21 protein-coding genes are annotated in these 25,457 nt (G+C 68.4%); 7 read left to right on the top strand and 14 right to left on the bottom strand.

Annotated features, from left to right (window positions below):
• Nucleotides 1-17: 17 nt before the first annotated feature.
• The 3 genes from HUW10_RS12155 to HUW10_RS12145 form a co-directional block, all read right to left on the bottom strand.
• Nucleotides 18-428: a hypothetical protein gene (locus tag HUW10_RS12155; RefSeq protein WP_174503748.1), complete on the bottom strand. Its 411-nt coding sequence runs from the start codon at nucleotides 426-428 to the stop codon at nucleotides 18-20.
• On the bottom strand, nucleotides 409-2,850 hold the full coding sequence (locus HUW10_RS12150) for a DNA translocase FtsK (RefSeq protein ID WP_174503747.1): 2,442 nt from the start codon (nucleotides 2,848-2,850) through the stop codon (nucleotides 409-411). Before HUW10_RS12150 ends, HUW10_RS12155 begins: the two co-directional genes overlap by 20 nt.
• Nucleotides 2,851-2,975: 125 nt before the next feature.
• Nucleotides 2,976-4,277 carry an ammonium transporter gene (locus HUW10_RS12145; protein ID WP_174503746.1) on the bottom strand — a complete coding sequence of 434 codons (1,302 nt, stop codon included), beginning with the start codon at nucleotides 4,275-4,277 and terminating at the stop codon, nucleotides 2,976-2,978.
• A gap of 259 nt (nucleotides 4,278-4,536) precedes the next feature.
• Between HUW10_RS12145 and HUW10_RS12140 the strand changes: the two genes are divergently transcribed.
• Nucleotides 4,537-5,727 (top strand): UbiH/UbiF/VisC/COQ6 family ubiquinone biosynthesis hydroxylase, encoded by a 1,191-nt coding sequence (locus HUW10_RS12140; protein WP_174503745.1) that lies wholly within the window; start codon nucleotides 4,537-4,539, stop codon nucleotides 5,725-5,727.
• Here HUW10_RS12140 and HUW10_RS12135 read toward each other — a convergent pair.
• Nucleotides 5,696-6,352: a COQ9 family protein gene (locus tag HUW10_RS12135; protein WP_174503744.1), complete on the bottom strand. Its 657-nt coding sequence runs from the start codon at nucleotides 6,350-6,352 to the stop codon at nucleotides 5,696-5,698. The two genes, HUW10_RS12140 and HUW10_RS12135, sit on opposite strands and share 32 nt — an antisense overlap.
• On the bottom strand, nucleotides 6,352-6,906 hold the full coding sequence (gene def / locus HUW10_RS12130; protein WP_174503743.1) for a peptide deformylase: 555 nt from the start codon (nucleotides 6,904-6,906) through the stop codon (nucleotides 6,352-6,354). Before def ends, HUW10_RS12135 begins: the two co-directional genes overlap by 1 nt.
• A gap of 207 nt (nucleotides 6,907-7,113) precedes the next feature.
• Between def and rpsU the strand changes: the two genes are divergently transcribed.
• Nucleotides 7,114-7,317, top strand: a complete 204-nt coding sequence (gene rpsU, locus HUW10_RS12125; RefSeq protein WP_007421557.1) for a 30S ribosomal protein S21 — start codon at nucleotides 7,114-7,116, stop codon at nucleotides 7,315-7,317.
• Nucleotides 7,318-7,387: 70 nt separating this feature from the next.
• Here rpsU and HUW10_RS12120 read toward each other — a convergent pair whose 3' ends face one another.
• Nucleotides 7,388-7,762, bottom strand: a complete 375-nt coding sequence (locus HUW10_RS12120; protein WP_236656370.1) for a DoxX family protein — start codon at nucleotides 7,760-7,762, stop codon at nucleotides 7,388-7,390.
• Nucleotides 7,763-7,869: 107 nt separating this feature from the next.
• On the opposite strand from HUW10_RS12120, the gene HUW10_RS12115 reads away from it, so the two are divergent.
• On the top strand, nucleotides 7,870-8,511 hold the full coding sequence (locus HUW10_RS12115; protein ID WP_174503741.1) for a 2OG-Fe(II) oxygenase: 642 nt from the start codon (nucleotides 7,870-7,872) through the stop codon (nucleotides 8,509-8,511).
• A gap of 30 nt (nucleotides 8,512-8,541) precedes the next feature.
• Nucleotides 8,542-9,759: an MFS transporter gene (locus tag HUW10_RS12110; protein ID WP_174503740.1), complete on the top strand. Its 1,218-nt coding sequence runs from the start codon at nucleotides 8,542-8,544 to the stop codon at nucleotides 9,757-9,759.
• A gap of 130 nt (nucleotides 9,760-9,889) precedes the next feature.
• Here the strand turns inward: HUW10_RS12110 and pnp are convergent, their stop codons facing one another.
• Nucleotides 9,890-12,043 carry a polyribonucleotide nucleotidyltransferase gene (pnp, locus tag HUW10_RS12105; protein WP_174503739.1) on the bottom strand — a complete coding sequence of 718 codons (2,154 nt, stop codon included), beginning with the start codon at nucleotides 12,041-12,043 and terminating at the stop codon, nucleotides 9,890-9,892.
• Between the two features lie 289 nt (nucleotides 12,044-12,332).
• On the opposite strand from pnp, the gene HUW10_RS12100 reads away from it, so the two are divergent.
• Complete coding sequence (locus HUW10_RS12100; protein ID WP_174503738.1) at nucleotides 12,333-13,094, top strand: enoyl-CoA hydratase/isomerase family protein; 762 nt, start codon at nucleotides 12,333-12,335, stop codon at nucleotides 13,092-13,094.
• Between the two features lie 104 nt (nucleotides 13,095-13,198).
• Here HUW10_RS12100 and HUW10_RS12095 read toward each other — a convergent pair whose 3' ends face one another.
• From HUW10_RS12095 to HUW10_RS12075, 5 genes are all read right to left on the bottom strand, one after another.
• The gene (locus HUW10_RS12095) at nucleotides 13,199-14,077 is read right to left on the bottom strand and encodes an NAD(P)-dependent oxidoreductase (protein WP_174503737.1); all 879 of its coding nucleotides are present in this window, start codon (nucleotides 14,075-14,077) and stop codon (nucleotides 13,199-13,201) included.
• 158 nt (nucleotides 14,078-14,235) lie between these two features.
• Nucleotides 14,236-16,161, bottom strand: coding sequence for an ATP-dependent zinc metalloprotease FtsH (ftsH, locus tag HUW10_RS12090; RefSeq protein ID WP_174503736.1), 1,926 nt, complete (start codon nucleotides 16,159-16,161; stop codon nucleotides 14,236-14,238).
• A 158-nt stretch (nucleotides 16,162-16,319) separates the two neighbouring features.
• Entirely contained in the window at nucleotides 16,320-17,669 is a 1,350-nt protein-coding gene (tilS, locus tag HUW10_RS12085; RefSeq protein WP_236656369.1) for a tRNA lysidine(34) synthetase TilS, read from the bottom strand.
• Entirely contained in the window at nucleotides 17,570-18,451 is an 882-nt protein-coding gene (locus HUW10_RS12080; protein WP_236656368.1) for a tol-pal system YbgF family protein, read from the bottom strand. Before HUW10_RS12080 ends, tilS begins: the two co-directional genes overlap by 100 nt.
• Nucleotides 18,452-18,632: 181 nt before the next feature.
• Nucleotides 18,633-19,136 carry an OmpA family protein gene (locus HUW10_RS12075; protein ID WP_174503734.1) on the bottom strand — a complete coding sequence of 168 codons (504 nt, stop codon included), beginning with the start codon at nucleotides 19,134-19,136 and terminating at the stop codon, nucleotides 18,633-18,635.
• 894 nt (nucleotides 19,137-20,030) lie between these two features.
• On the opposite strand from HUW10_RS12075, the gene pheS reads away from it, so the two are divergent.
• Both pheS and pheT read left to right on the top strand, forming a co-directional pair.
• Nucleotides 20,031-21,104, top strand: coding sequence for a phenylalanine--tRNA ligase subunit alpha (pheS, locus tag HUW10_RS12070; protein ID WP_174503733.1), 1,074 nt, complete (start codon nucleotides 20,031-20,033; stop codon nucleotides 21,102-21,104).
• A complete protein-coding gene (gene pheT, locus HUW10_RS12065) occupies nucleotides 21,101-23,584 on the top strand; it encodes a phenylalanine--tRNA ligase subunit beta (protein WP_174503732.1) in 2,484 nt (827 codons plus the stop codon). The genes pheS and pheT overlap by 4 nt, the downstream gene beginning before the upstream one ends.
• Before the next feature lie 102 nt (nucleotides 23,585-23,686).
• On the opposite strand, the gene HUW10_RS12060 is transcribed toward pheT, so the two are convergent.
• Together HUW10_RS12060 and HUW10_RS12055 are read right to left on the bottom strand one after the other, a co-directional pair.
• Entirely contained in the window at nucleotides 23,687-24,388 is a 702-nt protein-coding gene (locus tag HUW10_RS12060) for a hypothetical protein (protein WP_236656367.1), read from the bottom strand.
• Complete coding sequence (locus HUW10_RS12055; protein ID WP_236656366.1) at nucleotides 24,385-25,350, bottom strand: Hsp33 family molecular chaperone HslO; 966 nt, start codon at nucleotides 25,348-25,350, stop codon at nucleotides 24,385-24,387. The genes HUW10_RS12060 and HUW10_RS12055 overlap by 4 nt, the downstream gene beginning before the upstream one ends.
• Nucleotides 25,351-25,457 lie beyond the last annotated feature (107 nt).

Below are 25,457 nucleotides of genomic sequence, written 5' to 3'. Positions count from 1 at the left end.
TGGCAAGCGGGATGCCGTTAAGCCGGATTTTTCACCGCGTCCAGCCATGCGGCGAGGGCAGCAGGGGCGATTTCGGCGGCGAGATCGAGCGCTGGCGGCGGTGCCGCGAGCAAGGTTGCGCCGGATTCATCGGCGAGGGCGGCGATGCGGGGAAAGGCCGGGGTCGCCGGATCGAGAACCAGGCCGCGCAGGCCGATCCGCAGCGCCTCCAGCGCGCGGCCGGGGGCATCGGCGCAGTCGAGCAGGGCGGGGCCGTCGAAGCGGGCGGCGGCGAGCAGGCTCTGCCACCACAGGCAGCCGGCATGGAGGGCGAAGCCGGGCGGCGAGAGCAGCGTGACCGGGCGGGCGGGGGCGAGCGCGCGGGCGATATCCGCGGCGTCGTGGACGATCAGCGCCGGGGGCAGGCGGTCAATCGCGCTCGCCGGCAATCAGCACCTCGCGCTTGCCGACATGGTTGGCCGGGCCGACCACGCCGTCCTTTTCCATCTGCTCGATCAGCTTGGCGGCACGGTTGTAGCCGATTTGCAGGTGGCGCTGGATGAAGGAGGTGCTGGCCTTGCCCTCGCGCGCGACCAGGGCGACGGCCTGCTGGTAGAGCCCGCCCTCGCCGCCCTCGGCCGCGGCGAGGCCGGGCATTGCGGGCGCGTCGTCCTCCACCGCCTCGGTCACGGCCTCGACATAGTCGGGCTCGCCCTGCTCGCGCAGATAGGCGACGACGTCCTCCACCTCGCGGTCGGTGACGAAGGGGCCGTGGACGCGGGTGATGCGGCCGCCGCCGGCCATGTAGAGCATGTCGCCCATGCCGAGGAGCTGCTCGGCCCCCTGCTCGCCGAGGATGGTGCGGCTGTCGAATTTCGAGATCACCTGGAAGGAGATTCGGGTGGGGAAGTTTGCCTTGATCGTGCCGGTGATGACGTCGACCGAGGGGCGCTGGGTCGCCATGATGACATGGATGCCGGCGGCGCGGGCCATCTGGGCGAGGCGCTGGACCGCGGCCTCGATCTCCTTGCCGGCGACCATCATCAGGTCGGCCATCTCGTCGATGACGACGACGATGAGCGGCAGGGCTTCGAGCGCCAGCGGCTGGTCCTCGAAGATCGGCTTGCCGGTTTCGGAATCGAAGCCGGTCTGCACCCGGCGGGTGACGACCTCGCCGCGGGCGAGCGCCTCGTTCACCCGATCGTTGTAGCCGGCGATGTTGCGCACCGAGAGGCCGCTCATCGCGCGGTAGCGGCGCTCCATCTCGCGGACCACCCATTTGAGGGCCGCGACCGCCTTGGCCGGCTCGGTGACGACCGGGGCGAGGAGATGCGGGATGCCCTCATAGACCGAGAGTTCCAGCATTTTCGGGTCGATCATGATCAGACGGCATTCGTCGGGCGAGAGGCGGTAGAGCAGGCTCAGGATCATCGCGTTGACGCCGACCGACTTGCCGGAGCCGGTGGTGCCGGCGATCAGCAGATGCGGCATGCGGGCGAGATCGGCGATGACGGGCTTGCCGCCGATATCCTTGCCGAGCGCGAGGCCGAGGCGGCCGGTGGTGGCGTTCCAGTCGGACGATTCGAGAAGCTCGGAGAGGAAGACGGTCTCGCGCTTCGCATTCGGCACCTCGATGCCGATCACGTTGCGGCCCTGCACCGTCGCGATGCGCACGGCGAGGACGGAGAGGCTGCGGGCGATGTCATCGGCCAGGCCGATGACGCGGGCGGAGCGGATGCCGGGGGCGGGTTCCAGCTCATAGAGGGTGACGACCGGGCCGGGACGGATCTCGACGATCCTGCCCTGCACGCCGTAATCGCCGAGAACGGTTTCGAGCAGCCGCGCATTGGCTTGCAGCGCCTCGGCATTGGGGCCGCCGGATGTCTGGCGCGAGGGCGCCTGCTTGAGCAACTCCAGCGGCGGCAGGCGCCAGAGATTGTCCGGCAGGGGCAGGCGCTCCTGACGCGGCGGCGCCTTGCGCGGCGGCGCGGCGCGGGTGAGCCGCGAGGGGGCGGATCGTCCCTCCGCCTGGCTGAACGATGCCGGCGGGTTGGCGAGGGCGGCGCCGGCCTCATCGTCGTAGGAGCCGGCGGGATCGCCGGTCTCGACGGGGCCGCGCGGGATGACGAGCGAGGCCCGATCGTCCGCCGCCGTGGTTTCGGACATCGGCTGCGAGGCCACGATGTCCCGCAGCCAGATCGACGTGCTGCCGGCCGCGCGCACGGCGCGGCGGCCCTGCCGGGCTGAGACGGCGGCCGCGGCGGCGGCGCGGCGGCCGGCCAGTTGCCACTCGCCGGAGGTCAGGCCGAAGGCAAAGACCGTGAATCCCGTGCCCAGCAGCGCGGAGAGGCCGAGCAGCGCGGCCCGGCCGATCATGCCGAGCGCCGAATGGGCGACATCGGCGCCATAGCCGCCGAGCAGCGTGCCGACAGCGCCGCCGGGGCCGGACGCGGCCGGCCAGCCGGGCGCGAAACCGGCATCGAAGGATTGCAGGACGCCCAGCGTGCAGGCCAGGGCCGGCAGCGCGAGCAGGGTGGACAGGGCGCGCAGCCGGAAGCGGGTGATCTCGCCACGATTGACGAGCGCGAATCCCCAGGCGAGCAGCACCAGCGCCGGCAGGGCGCCGGCGATGCCGAAACCTTGCAGCAGCAGGTCGGCGAGGATCGCGCCGAAGCGGCCGGCGAGGTTCTGCGGCGGCAGGGACGAGGCGGTATCGAATGACGGATCGCCCGGATGATAGGAGGCCAGCGACACCAGCACCGTCAGCCCGGCGAGAACGGCGCAGAGCGCGCCAAGCTCGGCCAGATGCCGGACGAAGCGCGCTTTCAGGGCGGGCGAGAGGAATTGACGGGTTTCAGTGGTCGCGGACATTTCGTGTGCCAGACTCCGGCAATACGGCAGAGGTTGAACTATAACCTGAATCACACTGATCTGACAAAGAAAATGGCCGGAGGTTTCCCTCCGGCCCTTCGTATGTCCGATTTTTTGCCCGAAATTCAGAAGCCGTGCTGCAGAACCTCGCCATGTTCGGAGATGTCGAGCCCCTCGCGCTCGGCCTCCGCCGACACCCGCAATCCCATGGTCAGATCGATGACCTTGAGGATGATGAAGGAGACGATGCCACTGTAGAGCAGCGTGACGAGGATGCCCTCGGCCTGGAGCACCATCTGGTGCGGGTTGCCGGCGAGCAGGCCGTTGGTGCCGCCGATCGACTTGACCGCGAAGACGCCGGTGAGCAGCGCGCCGGCAATGCCGCCGAGCCCATGCACGCCCCAGACATCGAGTGCGTCGTCATACCCGAACATGCCCTTGAAGCCAGTGACGCCCCAGAAGCAGACGACGCCGGCGACGAGCCCGATGACCAGCGCGCCGCCGACCGGGACGAAGCCGCAGGCCGGGGTGATGGCGACGAGACCCGCGACCGCGCCCGACACGGCGCCGAGCAGGCTGGGCTTGCCCTTCATCATCCACTCCACCATCGTCCATGACAGGACCGAGGCCGCGGTGGCGAGATGGGTGTTGATCATCGCATACCCGGCCTGGCCGCCCGAGGTGAGGGCCGAGCCCGCGTTGAAGCCGAACCAGCCGACCCAGAGCAGGGACGCGCCGACCAGGGTGTAGCCCAGATCGGCGGGCGCCATGTTGGTCGTGCCGTAACCGGTGCGCTTGCCCACCATCAGGGCGGCCACGAGCCCGGCGACCGCCGAATTGATGTGCACCACGGTGCCGCCGGCGAAATCAAGCACGCCCTGGCCGCCGAGGAAGCCACCCGGCCCCCAGACCATGTGCGCGATCGGCGCATAGACGGCGATCAGCCAGATGCCGAGAAAGACCATGGCGGAGGAGAATTTGAGCCGGTCGGCCGGGCCGCCGAGGATCAGCACCGGCGTGATGATCGCGAAGGTGCACTGGAACATGCAGAATACCGTCTCGGGGATGGTGCCGGAGAGCGTGCCGGTGCCATCTCCCATCAGCATCACCCGCGACAGGCCGCCGATGAACGGCGTGCCCTTGGTGAAGGCCAGCGAGTAGCCGATCACCACCCACAGCACCGAGATGAGCGCGGTGGCGAAGAAGCATTGCATCAGCATGGCAAGAATGTTTTTCCGGCGGAGCAGGCCGCCGTAATAGAGAGCGAGACCCGGCACTGTCATCATCAGCACCAGGACCGAGGAGGTGAGCATCCAGGCCGTGTCGCCCGAGTCGAGCTTCGGCGCCGTGTCCGCGAAGGCCACCGCATTCCAGCCCATGACCCCCAGGGCAGCTCCCATGCCCCCGATGAGCAATCGTTTTTTCATCCGCCGTTATCCTTCCTGCTCTGCGATACGTTTGACCATGCTCCTCGCAATGCACAGAGCGTGCCATCGGCCTTGAGTTTGTTTATTAGGCAAAAAGGTGAGCGGCTCACTGATTTGTTGTTTTTGAAATCATATACTGCATATTTTTTAGCCATATTCGGGAATTTCCCGAACGTCGCGGCGCCGGGCAGATGAGCGCGCCGATGGCTTGCAGGATTTGCCGCAGATGCGACATCTGCAGCATCAGCGGAGGCGGGCCATGGCGGAGCAGACGGCGGATATTGCGATCATCGGCGCGGGACCGGTCGGGGCGGCGCTCGCCCTGCGTCTCGCCGCAGCCGGGCAGCGCGTCGTGCTCATCGACCGGGCGGCGCTGCCGCCGATGGAGCACCCCGCTTTCGACGGCCGCGCCTATGCCATCGCCTATGGCTCGCGCGACCTGCTCGACCGCGCCGGGCTGTGGGACAGGCTGCCCTTCCCGCCCTGCCCGATCGAGCGCATCCGCGTCTCCGACGGCAAGCCGGGCCGCCCGCCCTCGCCGCTGTTTCTCGATTTCGACCATCGCGATGTCGGCGACGAGCCGTTTGGCTGGATCGTCGAGGCGCGCTCGCTGCGGATGGCGATCAACCGCGCGCTTGCGGAGTCGACGGTCATGCTGCACGCCCCGGCGACCGCGCGCGTGACCCGCGATGACGAGGGCGCCACGGTCGCGATCGCCGGCGGGCCGGTCTATCGGGCGAAGCTCGCGGTCGCCGCCGATGGCAGGGGCAGCGCGCTGCGCGCCGAGGCCGGCATCCAGGTCACCCGCTATCCCTATCGCCAGAGCGCCGTGGTCTGCGCCGTGGAACACGAGCGGCCGCACCAGAACGTGGCGCTGGAGCATTTCCTGCCCGGCGGCCCCTTCGCGCAGCTGCCCATGAGCGATGCGGATGGCGCCCATCTCTCCGCCATCGTCTTTACCGAAAGCCACGCCAATGCCGCGCGCCTCGCGGCGATGGACGATCCGCGCTTCACCATCGAGGTCGCGCGGCGGCTGGGCGCGCATCTCGGCCGCATCCGCCTGGCGGGACAGCGCTGGACCTACCCGCTCTCGGCGCTGCATGCCCACCGCTATCATGCGACACGGCTGGTTCTCGTCGGCGATTCGGCGCATGGGGTGCACCCGATCGCGGGCCAGGGGCTCAATCTCGGCTTGCAGGACGGCATCGCCCTGGCCGGGCTGATCGAGGGGGCGGCCGATCCCGGCAGCACGGATCTGCTGGCGCGCTACCAGCGCATCCGCCGGCCGGCGAATGTGACGATGCTCGCCGCGACCGATGCGCTCGACCGGCTGTTTTCCACCGATCTGCCGCCGGTCAGGCTCGCCCGGGATATCGGTCTCGCCGCGGTGAACCGGATGCCCCGGCTCAAGCGCCGCTTCATGCGGACGGCGATGGGTCTTCGCGCATAGGGCCGCGCCGCAGCCCGGCAAGCCGCGATTCCAGGCGCTTGCGGGTACGGGTGATCAGCGCCACGCCTTTGAGCCGGCGGTCGAGAAAGGCCGCCGTATCCGCGCCAGCCTCCGATCCGTCGCGCAGCCAGTAGAGCAGCGTCGTCGAATAGACCGCGGCGAGGATCGCCCGCTTCGTGTACCAGGAAAAATCGGCGGAACGGTCGCCCGCCGCATGCCAGATCGCATCCACCGTGCGGCCGGTGATCCGTGCCGCCAGCGCCGCGTGGCGCGGCAGGGCGAGGATGGCCAAAGCGCGGCGGATCGCCTCGCGATGCGGCGCGGCGCGATCGAGCCGGAGCAGGATCAGGGCGCGCACCCGCGCCGAGAGCCGGGATTCGTCGATCGCGCCTGCGGCTTCCTCCATCTCGCGGTCGGCAAGGGCGGCCCAGGCCTCGATCATCGCCGGGGCGCCACCCTCGAACAGCAGTCCCGCCTCCGCCGGATCGCGGCCGAGCCGCACCAGGGCGCGGCGCAGGGCCGTGCGCGTCCAGCCATCGAAGGGCACCTCCTCGATCAGGGCGCGGAGCAGCGCATCGTCATCCGCGCGGATCTCGTCCTCGCCCGTCATCGCCATCTCGTTCATCACAGCTCTCCTGCGGACCGCACGATCTCGTCGCGGAACCGCGCCACTTCCTCGTTGAACCCCATCAGCCGCGGATCGCGCAACCGCTGCGGATAGAGGATGCCGTCCAGGTGATCGGCCTCATGCTGGATCACCCGGGCGTGAAACCCCGCAGCCTCGCGGGCGAACGCGGCGCCGGTCGCGTCGATCCCGCGCAGTGTCAGGCGGGCGGCGCGGGGCACCAGCGCGCTCATGCCCGGGATCGACAGGCATCCCTCCCAATCCTCGACCGGATCGCCGGGATGCAGGACGAGTTCGGGGTTGATCACGGCGGACATGCCGCGCGGGGCATCGTGATCGCCGCCGGCGGCGCGGCTTTCCGGCACACGATAGATGAAGATGCGCAGCGGCACATGCACCTGCGGCGCCGCGAGGCCGACGCCGCCGGCATCCTCCAGCGTTTCGGCCATGTCACGCAACAGGCGCGCGATGTCCGGGGCGGCCGGATCATCGACCGGGGCGGCCTTTTCGAACAGCACGGGATGCCCGAGCCGGGCAAGCTTCAGAATCGCCATGAGCGACACATGGCGCGGATCCGCCAAATCGCAAAGGCGGATCGCGCCGGGCGGGCTGAAACAAGACGGTTGGCAAAACGGGGAATGTTGCTATAAGGGCGCCCATTGACGGGATATTCCCGCCATCGCCTATTGCTGCGTCAGGATTGGCGCAGCTTCTTTGCGTTCCATTGCAAGCGTTTCAACCGTTATGGAGTATCTGGCCAAGTGCAAGTTCTCGTTCGTGACAACAATGTCGACCAGGCGCTGAAGGCGCTCAAGAAGAAGCTTCAGCGTGAAGGCGTGTTCCGCGAGATGAAGTTGCGCCGGCACTACGAAAAGCCCTCCGAGCGCCGCGCCCGCGAGGCGGCGGAAGCCGTTCGCCGCGCCCGCAAGATGGAGCGCAAGCGGATCGAGCGCGAAGGGTTCTGATCGCACCACGCGATCGGTATTCCGAACGGGACAGGGCGCGGCCTTTACGGGCACGCGCCTTTTGCCGTTTTCAGCGCCGGTCGAGCGAATAGCGCCCCGGGCCGGCGGAGGCCAGCAGCAAAAGGCCGCCGCAAATCGCGAGATCGAGGAAGAACTGGATTTCCGCCATCGCCGCGGCGCGCCCGTGCATCAGCCAGAAGCGATGCGCCAGCCAGTTCGCGGCGATCGTGAACAGGACCAGCACGATGGCAGCCTGCCGGGTCCGCAGGCCCAGCATCACGAGACCGCCGGCGCCGAGTTCGCAGACCACGGCGATGACCCCGCCCAGGGTCGGCGCCGGGGCATCGAGATGGGTGAGCAAATGCACGATTCCCGGCCAGTGCACGAGCTTGCTCCAGCCCGCCTGCACGAAGAGTAAAGCGATCGCCAGCCTTCCGGCCAGCATTCCAACATCCGATATGCCGCGCTGCATGGTTTTCTTTCGATCCAGACCCTGTAAGTTATCCTTGAACCGGGCGCATCGCCCCGCCGCTTGTTAAACGGAACGCCATCATGACCGCCAGCCCCGTCGTCGATTTCGAAGGCCTCGCCGCGACCGAGATCTCCGCCGATCCCTTTCCGCATCTGGTGATGCGCGGCTTCGTCCGGCCGGACCGGCTCGCCGGCGTCGTTGCCGATCTGCCGCCGCTCGGCGCGCGGGGCAGTTTCCCGATCGAGTCGGTCAGGCTCGGGTCGAACGCCGCGCGGCTGATGGAGGACATGAAGGGCGAGCGGATGCGGGGGATCATCGCCGGGAAATTCGGCCTCGACCTCGACGGCGCGCCGGTGATGCTGACGCTGCGCGGCCGCACCGATGCGCGCGACGGCAAGATCCATTGCGACTCGATCGCCAAGCGGGTGACGATCCTGCTCTATCTCAACCCGGCCAGCGAGGCCTGGGCGCGGCAGGATGGCTGCCTGCGGCTGCTGCGCGGGCCGGACGATCTGGAGGATTACGCGGTCGAGGTGCCGCCGGTCGATGGCACGCTGCTGGTCTTCCCGAACGGCCCGACCACCTGGCACGGCCACCGCACCTATGTCGGCAAGCGCTACACGGTGCAGATGAACTACATGACCACCGACGCCAAGGCGCGCTACGAGATGCGCCGGCACCGGATTTCGGCGCTGGTCAAGCGTCTTATGCCAGCCGCCTGAAAGGCTGCGGCCCGGCGCCGCAACACACCCATGACCCCTGAGACGAAGACGACGACCGCGGCCGCCGCCGCCGCCGAAAGCCCCCTGCGGAATCTCCTGCTCTTCGCCGGAATCCTGCTCATCGCGATGAACATGCGCGCGGCGCTGGCCTCGGTCTCGCCGCTGCTGACCCCGATCGGGGCGGCACTCGGCCTCGGCCCGCTCGGGTTGACCGCGCTCGCCACCATCCCCGTCGTCTGCTTCGCCGCCCTCGCCCCGGTCAGCATCATGCTGCAACGGCGGGTCGGGCTGGAAGCGGCGATGATGACGGTGCTGGTGCTGCTCGCCGCCGGCCTGCTGGTCCGCGTGCTTGGCGGGGCCGGCGCGCTGTTCGCCGGCACGGTGATGGGCGGGGCGGCGATCGCGATGGGCAACGTGCTGCTGCCGGGGCTGGTCAAGCGCGATTTTCCCACCCGCGTCGGCCTCGTGACCGGCTGCTATACCACGGTGATGACGACGATCGCCTCGGTCGCGGCGGCGATCAGCGTGCCGGTTGCCGATGCCAACCCCTTCGCCTGGCGCGGCGCGCTGGGGTTGTGGGCGGTGCCGGCAATCGTCGCGGCGGTGGTCTGGCTGCCGCAGCTTGCCCATGGCGCCCACCGGCTGAGCCACACGCCGAGCGCGGGCGCGTTCCGCAAGCTGGCGCGCAGCCCGCTGGCCTGGGCGGTGACGATGTTCATGGGGCTGCAATCGCTCGGCTTCTACTCGATCCTGTCCTGGTTGCCGGCCATCCTGCATGCCCACGGCATCAACCCGACCATGGCCGGGATCATGCTGTCGACGACCACGCTCGTCGCCATTCCGGTGGCGCTGGTCACGCCGGGCCTTGCCACGAGAAGCCGCGACCAGCGGTTGTTGCTCGCCAGCCTGCTCGCGATCGTCAGCGTCGGCTATGTCGGGCTGATGCTGGCGCCTGAAGCGGCACCCTGGGTGTGGGTGGTGTTCATCGGTATCGGGCAGGGCGCGTGTTTTCCGCTGGCGCTGACGCTGATGGTGCTGCGCACCGGCGGCCCGGCGGAGGCCATGGCGCTGTCCGCATTCTCGCAGATGGTGGGCTACGCGGTGTCGATCGCGGGTCCGCTCGGGCTCGGGGTGATCCACACGCTCAGCGGCCATTGGTGGCCCTCGGTCGCGTTCCTGGTGATCCTGCAGGTGCCCACGCTCGGCTTCGGCCTCGCGGCGGCGCGGCCGCGCACGATCCGGTTCTGACGTCCCAGAGCTGCCCCTCCGACCGGACAGCGAAACGGCCCCCGCGCCATCGCACGGGGGCCGTTCCTGTCATGCGTTCGCAACGCGCATCCGGTCAGGCGTTTCCACCTGACCGGACAGTGCGGATGCGTTACTCGAGGCCGTCTTCGCGCCGGCCGCCCTTGGCGCCGACCTGGTCGGAGATGTCGGCACCGGTCGCCTGATCGACCACCCGCATCGACAGCTTCACCTTGCCGCGATCGTCGAGCCCGATCATCTTCACCTTCACGGTGTCGCCGACCTTGACCACATCGCCGGTGCGGGCGACGCGGCCCTGCGCCAGCTCGCTGATATGGACCAGGCCGTCACGCGCGCCGAAGAAGTTCACGAAGGCGCCGAAATCGGCGATCTTCACGACCTTGCCGGTGTAGACCTGGCCGACTTCCGGCTCGGAGGTCAGCGAGCGGATACGGTCGATCGCCTTCTGCGCCTGCTCGTCCGAGGTGGCCGCGATCTTGATCGTGCCATCGTCCTCGATGTCGATCTTGCAGCCGGAATACTCGACGATCTCGCGGATCACCTTGCCGCCGGTGCCGATCACGTCGCGGATCTTGTCCTTCGGCACGTTGATCACGGTGATGCGCGGCGCGTTGGCGGACACGCCCTCGCGCGCGCCGGTCAGCGCCTTGGACATCTCGCCGAGGATGTGCAGACGACCGTCCTTCGCCTGATCCAGCGCGATCTTCATGATCTCGGGCGTGATCGAGGTGATCTTGATGTCCATCTGCAGGCTGGTGACGCCCGCCTCGGTGCCGGCCACCTTGAAGTCCATGTCGCCGAGATGGTCCTCATCGCCGAGGATGTCGGAGAGCACGGCGAAGCCCTTGTCCTCCTTGATCAGGCCCATGGCGATGCCGGCCACCGGGCGCGGCAGCGGCACGCCGGCATCCATCAGCGCGAGCGAGGTGCCGCACACCGTCGCCATCGAGGAGGAGCCGTTGCTCTCGGTGATCTCGGAGACGACGCGCAGCGTGTAGGGGAACTTGTCCTTGCCGGGCAGCAGCGGGTGGATGGCGCGCCAGGCGAGCTTGCCGTGGCCCACTTCGCGGCGGCCGGGGCTGCCGACGCGGCCCGTCTCGCCCACCGAGAAGGGCGGGAAGTTGTAGTGCAGCAGGAAGCGCTCGCGGTATTCGCCCTCGATCGCATCGACGATCTGCTCGTCCTGCGCGGTGCCGAGGGTCGCGACCACGAGGGCCTGCGTCTCGCCGCGGGTGAACAGGGCGGATCCGTGGGTGCGCGGCAGCACGCCGACCTCGGCGAGGATCGGGCGGACGGTGCGGGTGTCGCGCCCGTCGATGCGGATGCCGTTGTCGAGGATCGCGTTGCGGACGATGTCCGCCTCGAGCTCCTTGAACATGCCCTTGGCCTTGTCGACCGGCCGTTCCTCGGCCGCGAGCGTCTCCAGCACAGCGGCCTTCACCGCGCCGATCTTCTCGTGGCGGGCGGTCTTCTCGCGCTCGGCATAGGCGGCGCGCAGGCCCTCGCGGGCGAGTTCGTCGACGCGGGCGGCGAGCGCCTTCTCCTCGGCGCTTTCCTCGACCAGCGGCCAGGGATCCTTCGCGGCGTGCTCGGCGAGCTCGATGATCGCCTGGATCACCGGCTGGAACGCGGCATGGCCGAAGGTGACGGCGCCGAGCATGGTCTCTTCCGACAGCTCGTGCGCTTCGGATTCGACCATCAGCACGCCCTCTTCCGTGCCGGCGAGCACGAGGTCGAGCCGGCTTTCGGCGATCTGCGCCGAGGTCGGGTTCAGGATGTATTCACCGTCGATATAGCCGACGCGGGCGGCGGCGACCGGGCCGAAGAACGGGATGCCGGAGAGCGTCAGCGCGGCCGACGAGGCGACGAGCGAGACGATGTCCGGCTCGTTCTCGAGGTCGTGGCTGAGGACGTTGACGATGACCTGGACCTCGTTGCGGAACCCGTGCGGGAAGAGCGGGCGGATCGGCCGGTCGATCAGGCGGCAGATCAGCGTCTCGCGCTCGGTCGGGCGGCCTTCGCGCTTGAAGAAACCGCCGGGAATGCGGCCGGCGGCGTAGAATTTTTCCTGGTAGTTCACGGTGAGCGGGAAGAAATCCTGCCCCGGCTTCACCGAGCGGGAGCCGACCACGGTGGCGAGCACCACGGTGTCGCCATAGGAGGCGACGACGGCGCCATCGGCCTGGCGGGCAACCTTGCCGGTTTCGAGGATGAGCTTGCGCCCGCCCCAGTCGAGTTCCTTGCGGAAATACTTGTCAAACATCATTCGGTCCTTGCAACGTCAGGACCGGGACGGCCACATCATCGGCGGCGCGGTGCGGGACGCGGCGTCTCGGGCGGCATGGGTCGGGCTGTGGGCGATGTCTCGTCACAGCCACGGGCCATGTGGCCGGAAACGCCGAAGAGACTCCGGCGTTGCGCGCAACCGAACGATCTGATCCGTTCCGATCACGACCGGAGGACGATCCCCCGGCTGAAGATGCGCCAGCGGCGCATGTCATCCTTATAGTGCAATTGCCGCCGCTCCGCTACTGCGGGGGTGTGAGGAGACCCGCATGACCGAAACGCCCCCGATTTTCGAACGCCGCGGCGGCATCGCCCGGCTGCGTCTGAACCGCCCTTCCCTGCGCAACCGGCTCGGCGCGGACGATCTCGACGCCCTGCTCGGCCACTGCGCCACGATCGCGGCGGACGAAACGATCCGGGTCGTCGTGTTCGAGGCCGCCGGGACGGTGTTCAGCGCGGGCTTCGATCTCGATGCCCTCTCGCGCGGCGAGACCGGCGATGCCGAGGACGGGCCGGGCGGCATCGGCCGCGTGGGCACGGCGTTCGCCGCCCTGCCCCAGCCGGTGATCGCCCGGTTGCACGGCAATCTCTATGGCGGCGCGGTCGATCTCGCCCTCGCCTGCGATTTCCGCATCGGTGTCGCCGGCATGGAGCTGCTGATGCCGGCGGCGCGGATCGGCCTGCATTACTACCGCTCGGGGCTCGCCCGCGCGGTCGAGCGGATCGGGCCGGACGCGACGCGGCTGCTTTTCGTCGCGGCCCAGACGATCGATGCGGCAACGCTGCTGCGGATCGGCTACCTCACGCAGCTGGCCGACGCCGACGGGCTGGATGCGGCGGTCGACGCCCTCGCCGCCCGGCTGGACGCCAACGCGCCGCTTGCCGTGCGCGGGATGAAGGCGGCGATCGCCGGTCTCGCATCGGGGACACTGGATCATGACGCGTTCGCCGCCGGCCTCGACGCCGCACATCGCGACCCGGCCTTCATCGAAGCCATGGCAGCGTTGCGGGCGAAGAAGCGCGGCGGCTGAGCGAGAGCATCATCCGATCAGATGGAATCATCTGACCGGATAAAGATGCTGGATTTATCAGTATGATAGAGCACTTTCCGATCCAGAGGGATCGGGCACTGCTCTCAGGCGCGGAGGCTGAAGGCCGCCAGCGCCGCGAGGTCGCGGTCGCCCCAGCCTTCGCGCACGGCGTCATGCGCGGTGCGGCGGACGGCTTCGACCAGCGTAAGGTTGAAGCCGGCAGCACCCCCGGCCTCGTCCATCAGGCGGAGATCCTTCTCGACCGCCTCGATCGAGAAGCCGACCGAATCGCTGCGGGTGCCGCCCATCTCGGTGATGATCGCGGCGCTGCGGACGGCGAAGGCGGGCGCGCCGCCGGAGCTCTTGCCGATGATGCCGAGCAGCCGCTCCGGCGAAATGCCGTAATCGCGGGTGATGAGCGCGGCCTCGCCCAGCGCCTGGAACGCGGCCAGCAGCGGCAGGTTGACGGCGAGCTTCATCGCCGAAGCGGCCTGCGGCGTGTCGAACCGCTCCATCCGGTCGCACAATTCGTCGAGAACCGGCAATGCTGCGTCGATCGCCGCGGCATCGCCGCCGGCAAGGCCGAGCAGCTTGCCCGATCGCGCCGGGCCGACCGTGCCGCCCACGGGGCAGGCGACGAAGCGCCCGCCCTGCGCGGCCACCGCCTCGGCATTGGCCTGCATGTCGGCGGGTTTCAGCGTGCTCATGTCGATCACGAGGGCCTGCCGGAGAGTGGCGCCGAGCAGCCCGCCCTCGCCATGATAAACCGCGCTTGCGGCCTCCTCGTCCAGCAGCATCACGATCACGTAATCGGCCGCCGCCGCCACCTCGGCCGGGGATGACTTGACCGCCAGCCCCTCGATCGCCTCGGCCCGCGCCGCCGTCCGGTTCCAGCCACAGACCTGGTGACCGCGCTCGATCAGTCGCGCTGCCATCGCGGCACCCATCCGGCCGAGACCGATCACGCCAATCTTCAGACTCATGCTCATGCTCCTGTTCGTAATAGGGCATCATCCGATCCATCCGGATCGGAAATCGCTCCCGGGTCGTTGCGGGATATGGGCGGCGCCGGCCCATGAAAAAAGCCGGAGGCGATCGCCTCCGGCCGTTTCCGTCGATCAGGGCCCGCGGGACGCGCGGTTCAGCCCGGCGCGGGCAGCGGCCCGAGCCCGCCCGATTTCGGAACTTCCGGCTTCTGCGCGGACGGCACCGAGGCGCGGCGGCTGTCCGGCGCCGGCTCGTCGACAACCTGGCGAACCACCGGCTCGCCGCGCAGCACCGTCTGGATCTCGTCGCCGGTGAGGGTTTCGTATTCCAGCAGCCCCTTGGCGAGGCGGTGCAGGTCATCGAGCCGCTCGGTGAGGATCCGGTGGGCCTCGGAATAGGCGTGGTCGATCACCGACTTGATCTCGCGGTCGATCTCCTGCGCGGTCGCCTCGGAGACGTTCTTGTGCTGCGTCACCGAGTGACCAAGGAAGAGTTCCTGCCCGTTGTCGCCATAGGCGATCATGCCGAGCTTGTCGCTCATGCCCCATTCGGTGATCATCCGGCGGGTGATGTCGGTCGCCTGCTTGATGTCGCCGGAAGCGCCATTGGAGACGTTTTCGGCCCCGAAGATAACCTCTTCGGCGGCGCGACCGCCCATCGCCTTGACCAGTTCGCAGAGCAGCTTGGCCTTGCTCATCGAGTAGCGGTCGCCTTCCGGCAGGCTCATCACCATGCCGAGCGCGCGGCCGCGGGGAATGATCGTCGCCTTGTGCACGGGGTCGCAATGCTTCTGCGAGATCGAGCAGAGCGCATGGCCGGCCTCGTGATAGGCCGTCATCTTCTTCTCGTCCTCGCTCATCACCATCGAACGCCGCTCGGCGCCCATCATGACCTTGTCCTTGGCGTATTCGAACTCGGCCATGGCGACGACGCGCTTGCCCATGCGGGCGGCGAGCAAGGCGGCCTCGTTCACCAGGTTGGCGAGATCGGCGCCGGAGAAGCCGGGCGTGCCGCGGGCGATCACCTTGGGATCGACATCGGCGGCCAGCGGCACCTTGCGCATGTGGACCTTGAGGATACGCTCACGGCCGTTCACGTCCGGGTTCGGCACCACCACCTGCCGGTCGAACCGGCCGGGGCGCAGCAGCGCGGGGTCGAGCACGTCGGGACGGTTGGTGGCGGCGATCAGGATGACGCCCTCGTTGCTCTCGAACCCGTCCATCTCGACGAGCATCTGGTTGAGCGTCTGCTCACGCTCGTCATTGCCGCCGCCAAGCCCGGCGCCGCGATGGCGGCCGACGGCGTCGATCTCGTCGATGAAGATGATGCACGGGGCGTTCTTCTTGCCCTGCTCGAACATGTCGCGCACGCGGCTGGCGCCGACGCCGACGAACATCTCGACGAAGTCGGAGCCCGAGATGGTGAAGAACGGCACGTTGGCCTCGCCGGCGATGGCGCGGGCGAGCAGCGTCTTGCCGGTGCCGGGCGGGCCGACCAGCAGCACACCTTTCGGGATCTTGCCACCCAGTCGCTGGAATTTCTGTGGATCACGCAGGAAGTCGACGATTTCCTGCAACTCGCCCTTCGCTTCCTCGATGCCGGCGACGTCCTCGAACGTCACCCTGCCCTGCTTTTCGGTCAGCAGGCGCGCGCGCGATTTGCCGAAGCCCATTGCCCGGCCGCCGCCGCCCTGCATCTGGCGCATGAAGTAGATCCACACGCCCACCAGCAGGACCATCGGCGCCCAGGACACGAGATAGTGCAGCAGCGGGTTTTCCGGCGGGTTGAGCGGCTTGGCGACGACGCTGACCTTCTTCGAGATCAGCGTGTTGACCAGGCCCGGATCGTCCGGCGCGTAGGTCTCGAAGGTCGACCCCGACTTAAGGGCGCCCGTGATGTCATGCCCGCGGATCGTGACATGATCCACCTTGCCCGCGTTGACCTCCGACACGAAGGTCGAATAGGCCACTTGCGTACCGTGGCTGGTACTCGTGGTCGTGGGCTGAAACATATTGAACAATAGCACAAAGAAGAGTGCTATGATCACCCAAACCAGCAGGTTGCGCCCCAGATTGTTCATCAAGCTTCATCCAGTCCTGTTCACCCCGGAAGGCTAAAACCGAGGGGGCCGGCGGAAACCGGCCGAGAAATTCCGCCGAACCGTGTCTCGCCTCATCTTGGCACGGCTCCGGTCGGTTCGCCAATCCCTTTAGAGTGTGGGGATGATACGCGGATTTCCTATCCTTCCGGTGAACGGGAGACGCAGATCTGTCCGCCGCCGTACGCTGGCTCGAACGGCGCCGCCGCGGCGGGGCCGGGAGGGGCGAATATGACCGCGCCGGCCGGCCCCACGCCCAGATGCGGCACCGCCAGCACGCCACCATGATCGGCGAAAAAAACCGGCAGTGTCTGGCGCAGGACGGCGGGAAAGCGGGCGGCGGCGCGCGTCTCCACCGGATTCGTGCCGAGGGCGCCGAGGGTTCGCGCGCCCGGCGGCACATGACGGATGCGAAAGCGCCCGTCCCAGACCGCGCCCTCGACCGCCTGGATCGGGGGGGCGCAGGAAGCGGCCTCGCGGATCAGCATCCAGCCCGGGCCGTGCCGCCCGGCCGGCATGATCCGCACGCCGCCGAGCGTCGCGGGCTGCAACCTGCCGGCCAGCCGGGCGATCGCGGCGCGCGCCGGCGGGTAAACCTCGCCGGCGATGACCCGCAGCAGCGCGGCGAGCGCATCGGCGGGGAGCGCGTCCGCACGGACGATCGCCCACCCTTCCGGACGGAGGGTGACATCGCGCGCCAGATCGGCGGCGGCGATGCGTTCCGCCGTCGCGCGGTCAGCTGAAGCCGCCAGCGCGTCGCCGGGCGGCGGCAATGCGCCGGCAAGCCGCACCCGGACGCGCTCGAAACGGGGATCGGCATTCGAGGGATCCTCGACCCAGGCAATGCCTCGCCGTGCGAGAAAATCGCGGAGCATCGCGGGGGGAGTCCCGAGCAGGGGCCGCAGGATCAGCACCGCGTCGCGCGGCGAGACGCCGGCCATCCCCGCGAGACCGCGAACGCCACGGCGGGCGCGCATGACCCGCAGCTCGCCTTGGTCGCCCGCATGATGGCCGAGCAGGAGGTGAACGATCCCGGCCTCATGCGCGGCACCGGCCAGCGCCGCATGGCGCGCCGCGCGCGCGCGGGCCTGCAATCCCGCGCCGGGAGGCAGGCCGAGGCGGATGACGCGGCTCGGAATGTCGAGTTCGACAAGGCGCTGCGCGGTTTCGGCGGCTTCCCGGCCTGATTCGGGGCGGAGACCATGATCGACGATGAGGGCGATGCAGCCGCCGCCGCGCTGGCGGGCCCAGGATGCGGCGAGGACGGCAAGGGCCATGCTGTCGGCACCACCGGAAACCCCGACGGCGAGCTGCGGCGCGGGGCCGAAGGGACCGAATTCGGCCATCGCCCGCCCGAACAGGGCGGGCAGGCTTTCGGTCGAATCGGGCGTCAGCGGCAGGCGGCGCGCCGTCGGGCCGCGAGAACCTGGCTCTTCAGCGCCGGCGATGGCGAGGAGAACTGGCTGGTCAGGGAGTCGAGCGTGTCGCACGCTTCCTGGTTCTGGTGGATCGCGGACAGGGAATTGGCGAGGCCCAGCAGGGCATAGGGCGCGTGCGGGCCGGCGCGATCGGCGTTGTAGGCGTCGTCGAACGCGATCGCGGCTTCCTGGTGCTTGCCCTGGTGGTAAAGGGATTCGGCGACGATCATCGAGGCCTCGCCCTTGCCCGCGCGCTTGCCCTGCTTCGCGATCACTGCGCGGGCGTCCGCTTCGGCGGCCTTGTAGTCATGATGGGCGAGAGCCGTGCGCGCGACGCCGAGCGAGGCGGTGGCCTGCGGCTGCGGCCTTTGGGGCCGGGCGGACGTTTTTCCGGCCGGCATCGTGCCGAGCGTTCCCGATGCTCCCTGGGCCGGCGAAGCCATTGCCGCCGGCGGCGTCGTGCCGGGTTTCCCCGCCTGGTCGAGCTGGAATTTCAGGTTGCCAATCTGCTGGTTGATCTCGTCGTGCTGGGTGGCGACCTCGTGCTCGAGCGTATCCACGCGGCCTCTCAAGTCCTGGACCTGGTTGTGCAGCGTATCCACCTGCTCCAGCAATGAGGCGACGAGCTCTGACGAGCTGTTCTGGGCGTGGCGTTCCGGCGCTGCCGGTGCCGTCGACCCCAGCACGGAGCTGCCGCTGCCGCCGCCCTGCTGCACCTGCGCCAGCTGGTGCTTGAGTTCGAGGATCTGGTTTTCCAGGGCAATGCCTTCCCGGCTCGAGATCATCTGGGCCCGCACCACGGCGGGCATCAGGATCAGCACGGCAATGCTGGCGGAGGTCAGGGATTTCAGCATGGGATTGCGCATCGGTTTCCTCGTTCGACGAGACGCGCCGAATCGCGCCCCCGACGCAATGTAGTGTGCTCGGCCGCATCGTTGAAGCGCCGGCCGGCGGAAAGCAAATCGGCGGCTCGGGTTGATCGAGCCGCCGATCGGTCACGTCATGCGGTCAGGGGCAAGCCCCCGAGCGACATGTTCAGTGGCAATGCTGCGGGTTGAAGCCCTGCACCGAAGTGATCGCCACGCGGTCCTGCGCGTAATCCTGCTGGGTGTTGCCCGGCGAGACCAGGCACGACTTGCCATAGGAGATCGTGCGGATGCGGGAGGCGGCGACGCCCTTGGCAACCAGGTAATTGCGGGCGGCATGGGCGCGGCGGGCGCCGAGCGCGAGGTTGTAGGTTTCCGTGCCGCGCGGGTCGGCGTTGCCGGCGATCAGAACGTCGACATTCGGATACTTCGCAAGCCAGCTGGCCTGACGGTCGAGCGTCGACTTGTCGGCGCCGGTCAGGTTGGACTTGTTGAAGCCGAAGAAGGCACGATCGCCGACGTCGGCAACAAGCTGCTGCTCGCTGCCCGGCGCGGGGCCGGACTGAGCGGCGGTCGTGCCAGAGCCGGTTGCCATGGACTGGGTCTTGGGGGCGTTGGAGCACGCCGCAAGCAGGGCAACAGCCGCAAGCGCGCCCAGAGCTTTGATATTCATGTTTACCGTCCCGATGTTGGGTGCCTGTATGACACACCGGCGCCATGCCGATGCGTTGAAACCGATAGCCTGAACTTCTAGCCAGACGTGTTGGCCATACACCCACCGCGTGGCCTCACCCGTTGGCGGGCGGCGTTCGGTGGGTATTCTGGACAACCGACGAACCCGGCCGGACCGATGTATCGGTCTGACCAGAACGTGTTACTTCATCTATTCGGATTGTGCCGGCCGTTCAAGCGGACTTTTGGCGTCATACCGCCCACCAGCCCTGTCGGCGTGTCATTCGCCAGCAACGCGACTTTTTTGACACATTACAGCCCGGATTCGGTTTTTACAGCCCTGCATCCCGATCGTTTCCATTTTGCAATCGTTTCTTAACTTTCCTGCAGTATGCACGTGAATTGAGGCCGCTGGTCTCCGTTTCCTCCCTGATGGCTGGCCACATGCCAGCTTCACCTCGAGCGTGATCGGCACTAACGATCACGCTCCTTTTTTAAAAAATTGAGACGGAATATCTTTTTAAGGAAAAATTATTATTATTAATACGTATAACGTTCTATATACTACCTATAGTTTGTAGATTGTAACGATTTCATATTATACTCACCGTGCAGACAAAAAATTACGGCGATCCACCGTCTCGGCTTTGGGTTTTTTGAGATGCCTGGCTTCGAAAACCAGGTAAGTCATCGCAAGGAATAACCTTGCCCCTACCGACGACCGCGTGGCTCGGGTTTATAAGACTAGGTTCGAATACATCTTCGTTTTTGACACAAGATTTTGATCCAGTAGCTGAAAACCTCCGGACATGGTCCGGAGGTTTTTTTATCGGCACACGGTTTCCAGCCACTGCGTTTGCTTGACATTTCGCCCGCTTCACGCTCCCTGCCGGCCATGTCCGACGATCTGCCGACCATCGAATCCCAGGCCCGCTCAGCCATCGCCGCCGCTGGCGATCTCGCGGCGCTCGACGCAATCCGCATCGCCCTGCTCGGCAAGACCGGTCAGGTCACCGCCCTGCTCAAGACGCTGGGCAGCCTGACGCCGGATGAGCGCAAGCGCTTCGGCGCCGAGGTGAACACGCTCAAGACCGCCATCGCCGCTGCACTCGATGCGCGCCGGGCGGTGCTGGAGGCCGAAGCCCTCACCGCGCGCCTCGCCGCCGAGCGCATCGACGTCACCCTTCCCGGCCGGCCCGAGCGCGCCGGCACGATCCACCCGATCTCGCGGACGATGGAGGAACTCACCGCCCTGTTCGGCGCCATGGGCTTCGGCGTGAAGGAAGGGCCGGATATCGAGGATGACTGGCACAATTTCGGCGCGCTCAACATCCCCTCGCACCACCCGGCGCGGGCGATGATGGACACGTTCTATCTCGACGCGGCGGCCGGCAGCCGACCGGTCGTGCTGCGCACCCACACCTCGCCGCTGCAGATCCGCACCATGCTGGCCGAGGCGCCGCCGATCCGCGTGATCGTGCCGGGCCGCACCTATCGTTCGGACCACGACGCCACGCACAGCCCGATGTTCCACCAGTGCGAGGGCCTGGTGATCGACCGCGGCATCACCCTCGCCCATCTCAAGGGCTGCCTGATCGACTTCCTGCGCGCCTTCTTCGAGCGGCCGGACCTCAAGGCGCGCTTCCGCTCCAGCTATTTCCCCTTCACCGAACCCTCGATGGAGGTCGACATCGCCTGGGACCGGAAGTCCGGCGAGATCGGCGCGGGCAGCGACTGGCTGGAAATCCTCGGTGCCGGCATGATCCATCCCAACGTGCTGGCGAATTGCGGGCTCGACCCGCGTGAATTCCAGGGCTTCGCCTTCGGCATGGGGGTCGAGCGCATCACCATGCTCAAGCACGGCATCCCGGACCTTCGCACCTTTTATGAGAGCGACGTGCGCTGGCTCGCGCATTACGGCACCTCGCCGCTGGCGCCGGTGACCCTGCACGAAGGGGACGCACGATGAAATTCACCCTCTCCTGGCTGAAGACGCATCTCGACACCGATGCCTCGCTCGATGCCATCGCCGAAACCCTGTCCGCCATCGGGCTGGAGGTTGAGAGCATCGCCGATCGCGGCGCGAGCCTCGCCCCCTTCCGCATCGCCCGGGTGATCGAGGCGACGCAGCACCCGAATGCGGACCGGCTGCGGGTCTGCCGCGTCGATCCCGGCGACGGCGCCGAGGTCACGGTGGTCTGCGGCGCGCCGAATGCGCGCACCGGCATGCGCGCCGTCTTCGCGCCGCCGGGCAGTTTCGTGCCGGGCACCGGGATCACGCTCAAGGTCGGCGAGATTCGGGGCGTTCCCTCGGCCGGGATGCTGGTGTCCGAGCGCGAACTCGGCCTTGGCGACAGCCATGACGGCATCATCGACCTGCCGGACGACGCGCCGGTGGGCACGCCCTATGCGAACTGGGCGGGGCTCGACGATCCGGTGATCGAGATCGGCGTCACACCCAATCGCGGCGATGCCTTCGCGGTGCGTGGCGTTGCGCGCGATCTCGCCGCCGCCGGGCTCGGCACGCTGAAGCCCTGGGCGCCGCCGCCGGTCGCCGCCGCCGGGGCCAGCGCGATCGCCTGGCAGAATACCTATCCGGAGGCCTGCCCCTGGGTGGTCGGGCGCACCGTCCGCGGCGTGCGCAACGGCGAAAGCCCGGACTGGCTGAAGCGCCGCCTCGAATCGGTCGGGCTGCGGCCGATCAACGCGCTGGTCGACATCACCAATTTCTTCACCATCGATCTCGGCCGGCCACTGCATGTGTTCGACGTCGGCAAGATTGCCGGCGACGCCCTCACCTTGCGGCGCGGCGCGGGGGAGAGCTTCCGCGGCCTGCACGGCAAGGACGTGACCGCGACGGCGGATGACTGCGTCATCGCCGATGCGGCCGGCGCGCAGTCGCTCGCCGGGATCGTCGGTGGCGAGGCGACGGGGTGCGACGAGACGACGCGGGACGTGTTCATCGAATGCGCCCTGTTCGACCGGGTGCGGATCGCCCTCACCGGCCAGCGGACCGGCATCCATTCCGACGCGCGGCAGCGCTTCGAGCGCGGCATCGATTTCGCGCTGCTGCCCGCCGCCCTCGATGCGGCGACCGCGATGGTGATCGAGCTTTGCGGCGGCACCGCCTCGGAGATCACCGAGGCGGGAGCGCAGCCGGACTGGCAGCGCTCCGCGACAATGCGCTTCGAGCGCCTCGCCAATTTCGGCCACTCGACCGTCACACCCGATCGCGCCGTGGACATCCTCGACCGGCTCGGCTTTGCCGGCGTCGCCCGCGATGCGGCGTCGATCACGGTCGCGGTGCCGAGCTGGCGCAATGACATCGCGGCGGCGGACCTGCCCGGCGGCAGCGCGCTCGACCAGCATGGCGGCCTTGCCGCGGCGACCGCCGAGGCCGCGCGGCTCGGCGCACGGACGATCGAGCCGGAGGTCGACCTGATCGAGGAAGTGCTGCGGATCGACGGGCTGGACCGGATCGAGCCGGTCTCGCTTCCGGGCGCAGCACCGGTGCCCGCGGCCTCGCTCACCCCGCGGCAGGCCCGCACGGTGCGTGCCCGCCGCGTGCTCGCCGCGCGCGGCATGGCCGAATGCGTGACGTTCAGCTTCCTCGACCGCGCGACCGCCGCCCGCTTCGGCGCGACACCCGCCATGCTCGCGCTGAAAAACCCGATCGCCGCCGATCTCGACCAGATGCGGCCGACCCCGCTGGCCACCATCGCCCTCGCCGCCGCGCGCAACGCCGCCCGCGGCCATGGCGACCTCGCGCTGTTCGAGATCGGCCCGGCCTATCGCGATGTCTCGCCAGACGGGCAGGATCTCGTTGCCGCGGGGCTGCGCGCCGGGCGGACGCCGCTGTCCTGGATCGAACCGGCGAGGCCGGTCGATCTGTGGGATGCGAGGGCGGATGCCATCGCCGTGCTCGGCGAGCTTGGCGTCCCGCTCGATGCGGTGACGGTGACGGCCGATGCGCCGGCGCATTATCACCCGGGCCGCTCGGGCACGCTGCGGCAGGGGCCGAAGACCCGGCTCGGCTGGTTCGGCGCGCTGCATCCTTCCCTCTGCGCCGATCTCGACCTGCCGGAAGGCAGCGTGGCGTTCGAGCTCGATCTCGGCGCGATCGCCGATCCGAAGCGGCGGCGCAAGGCCGCGCCGTCGCTGCCGCAGTTCCAGCCGCTCCGCCGCGACTTCGCCTTCATCGCCGATGCCACGGTGGCAGCCGATGCGGTGCTGCGCGCGGCGAAGGGGGCCGAGCGCAGCCTGATCACCAATGTCGCGCTGTTCGACCGCTATGCCGGCGAGAAACTGCCGGAAGGGAAGGTCTCGCTCGCCGTTTCGGTCACGCTGCAACCGCGCGAGGCGAGCCTCACGGATGCGGAGATCGAGGCGGTTTCGGCGAAGATCGTCGCGGCGGTGACCAAGGCGACCGGGGCGACGCTGCGGAGCTGATCGCCCGCCCCTCGATCGCCTGCCCCTGAAATTCACCCTCGCATTTCAGGGGCGCACGGATCGCCGGTTTCGGTTGCGGGTTCCGCGCCGGGCGGCCTTCGGCTATCGCGCCATACCGGTTGGCAGGCTCGTCGGCTGTGCGCCGGTATCCTGCGCACCGGTATCTGGCGTGCCGGTAGCCGGAACGGGCAAGGGGTTCGCCTGGATTCCCTGATCCGCCGAATAGGGCTGCGCCACCGCGCCGCCGGCGCCCGAGTTTGGCGCGAAGGCCAGCCAGTCCGGCAGGGTGCGCTGGATCTGGTATTGCAGCTCGACATTCATGCTGTTCATCATCGATTTCGTCAGGTCGTAGAGCGCGGCGCGCATGCGGTCCGGCGTTTCATTGGCGGGGGCCGTCACGCTGTGGGAGATCGTGGCCTCGGCATAGCCGACGCGCTGGCCGTTGCTGGTGCGGACGTTGAGATCCACCGTCATGGTGCCGACGAGCGTATCGCCGACCTGGCGGAGCGAGGCCTGGCGGATGACGAAGGCGGCCGATCCGGGGCTGCCATTCGCCACCAGCCGCTCCCGCGCCATCCGCTCCAGCACGCGGGCCGGCGCTTCCGGCGCCTGCTCGATCACCTGCGCGGCATCGGGCCCGGGCTGGTAATCGTCACGGATCTGGATACTGGCCACCTTGAGGGTGATCGGCGGCAGATAGGCGTAGTCGAGCCGGGCAAAACTGGTCTGCGGCGGCGGCTCGCTCGCGCAGGCCGAGAGAGCGAGCGGCAGGATGACGAGCCCGGCCAGAATGCGGCGCTTCATGATACGCCTCCCTCGCCACCGGCTGGTGCCGCGACGCTGATCTCGCCGCGTGGAAAACGGAAATCGACATTGCAGAATTCGCAGGTCATCGTGATGTCCCCGTCGATGGTCATGTGATCGAGATCGTCTCCGGAAAAGCCGCACAGCACTTCCGAGAGGCGGGCGCGCGAACACCGGCAGCCATAGGCGAGCGGCCGCGGCCGGTCGACCGCGATGCCCTCGCCATGAAACAGCCGGTAGAGCAGCCGCTCGGGCGGCAGCGCATCGTCGAGCAATTCGGCGTCGGTGATGGTGGCGGCGAGGATTTTCGCGGTCCGCCACGCCTCCTCCTGCTCGGCCTCGCTCAGGGCGGGGTCGATCCCGCCCGCGCCGGCGATCCGCTCGATCACGAGGGCCGCGGCGCGCCAACCGGAAGGCGTTTCGGCGGCGGCGAGGTGGATCTGGCAGGGAAGCTGCTCGGATGTCTCGAAATAGTGATGCGCCATGTCGGACAGGCTTTGCCCCTCGAGCGAGACGATGCCCTGATGGCGCTCCATATCCGGCCCCTGGTCGACGGTGAAGGCCAGATAGCCATCGCCCATCATCCCGCGGGCGGTCGGCGCCTCATCCGGCAGGCCGACATCCTCGGACAGGCGGGCATAGCCGCGCAGGGCGCCGCTATCGGTGCAGTCGGCCAGCAGCAGCGGCACCGCGCCGTCGCCCTTCGCCTGGAGCGAAAAACTGCCGGAGAATTTCAGCGCGGTGGCAAGGCTGGCGACGAGCGCCAGCGCCTCGCCCAGCAGCGCGCGGACCGGCGGGGCATGGTCGTGCCTGTTGAGTAGCGCGTCGGCGAGCGGGCCGAGCCGGACGAGACGGCCGCGAACCGGCTGATTTGGCAGGAAAAACGGTGTAACGCCCCGCGGGACGACGATATCGGGGACGTCGGGTCGGGTGCGGTCGAGAAAAGGGGGCAGATCGGTCATGGCTGTTAAATAGAGGCGTTGCGCCGATTTTGCCATTGCCGCGCGGTTGGCCCCTGAAGGCCGGCGCCATGCCGCTCAACGCGGTGTCATGAGGATTGCACGAAACC

It is taken from the genome of Acidiphilium sp. C61 (assembly GCF_905116885.1).
In the GTDB taxonomy this organism is placed as follows: domain Bacteria; phylum Pseudomonadota; class Alphaproteobacteria; order Acetobacterales; family Acetobacteraceae; genus Acidiphilium.
This window is presented reverse-complemented; position numbering and strand designations above follow the sequence as displayed.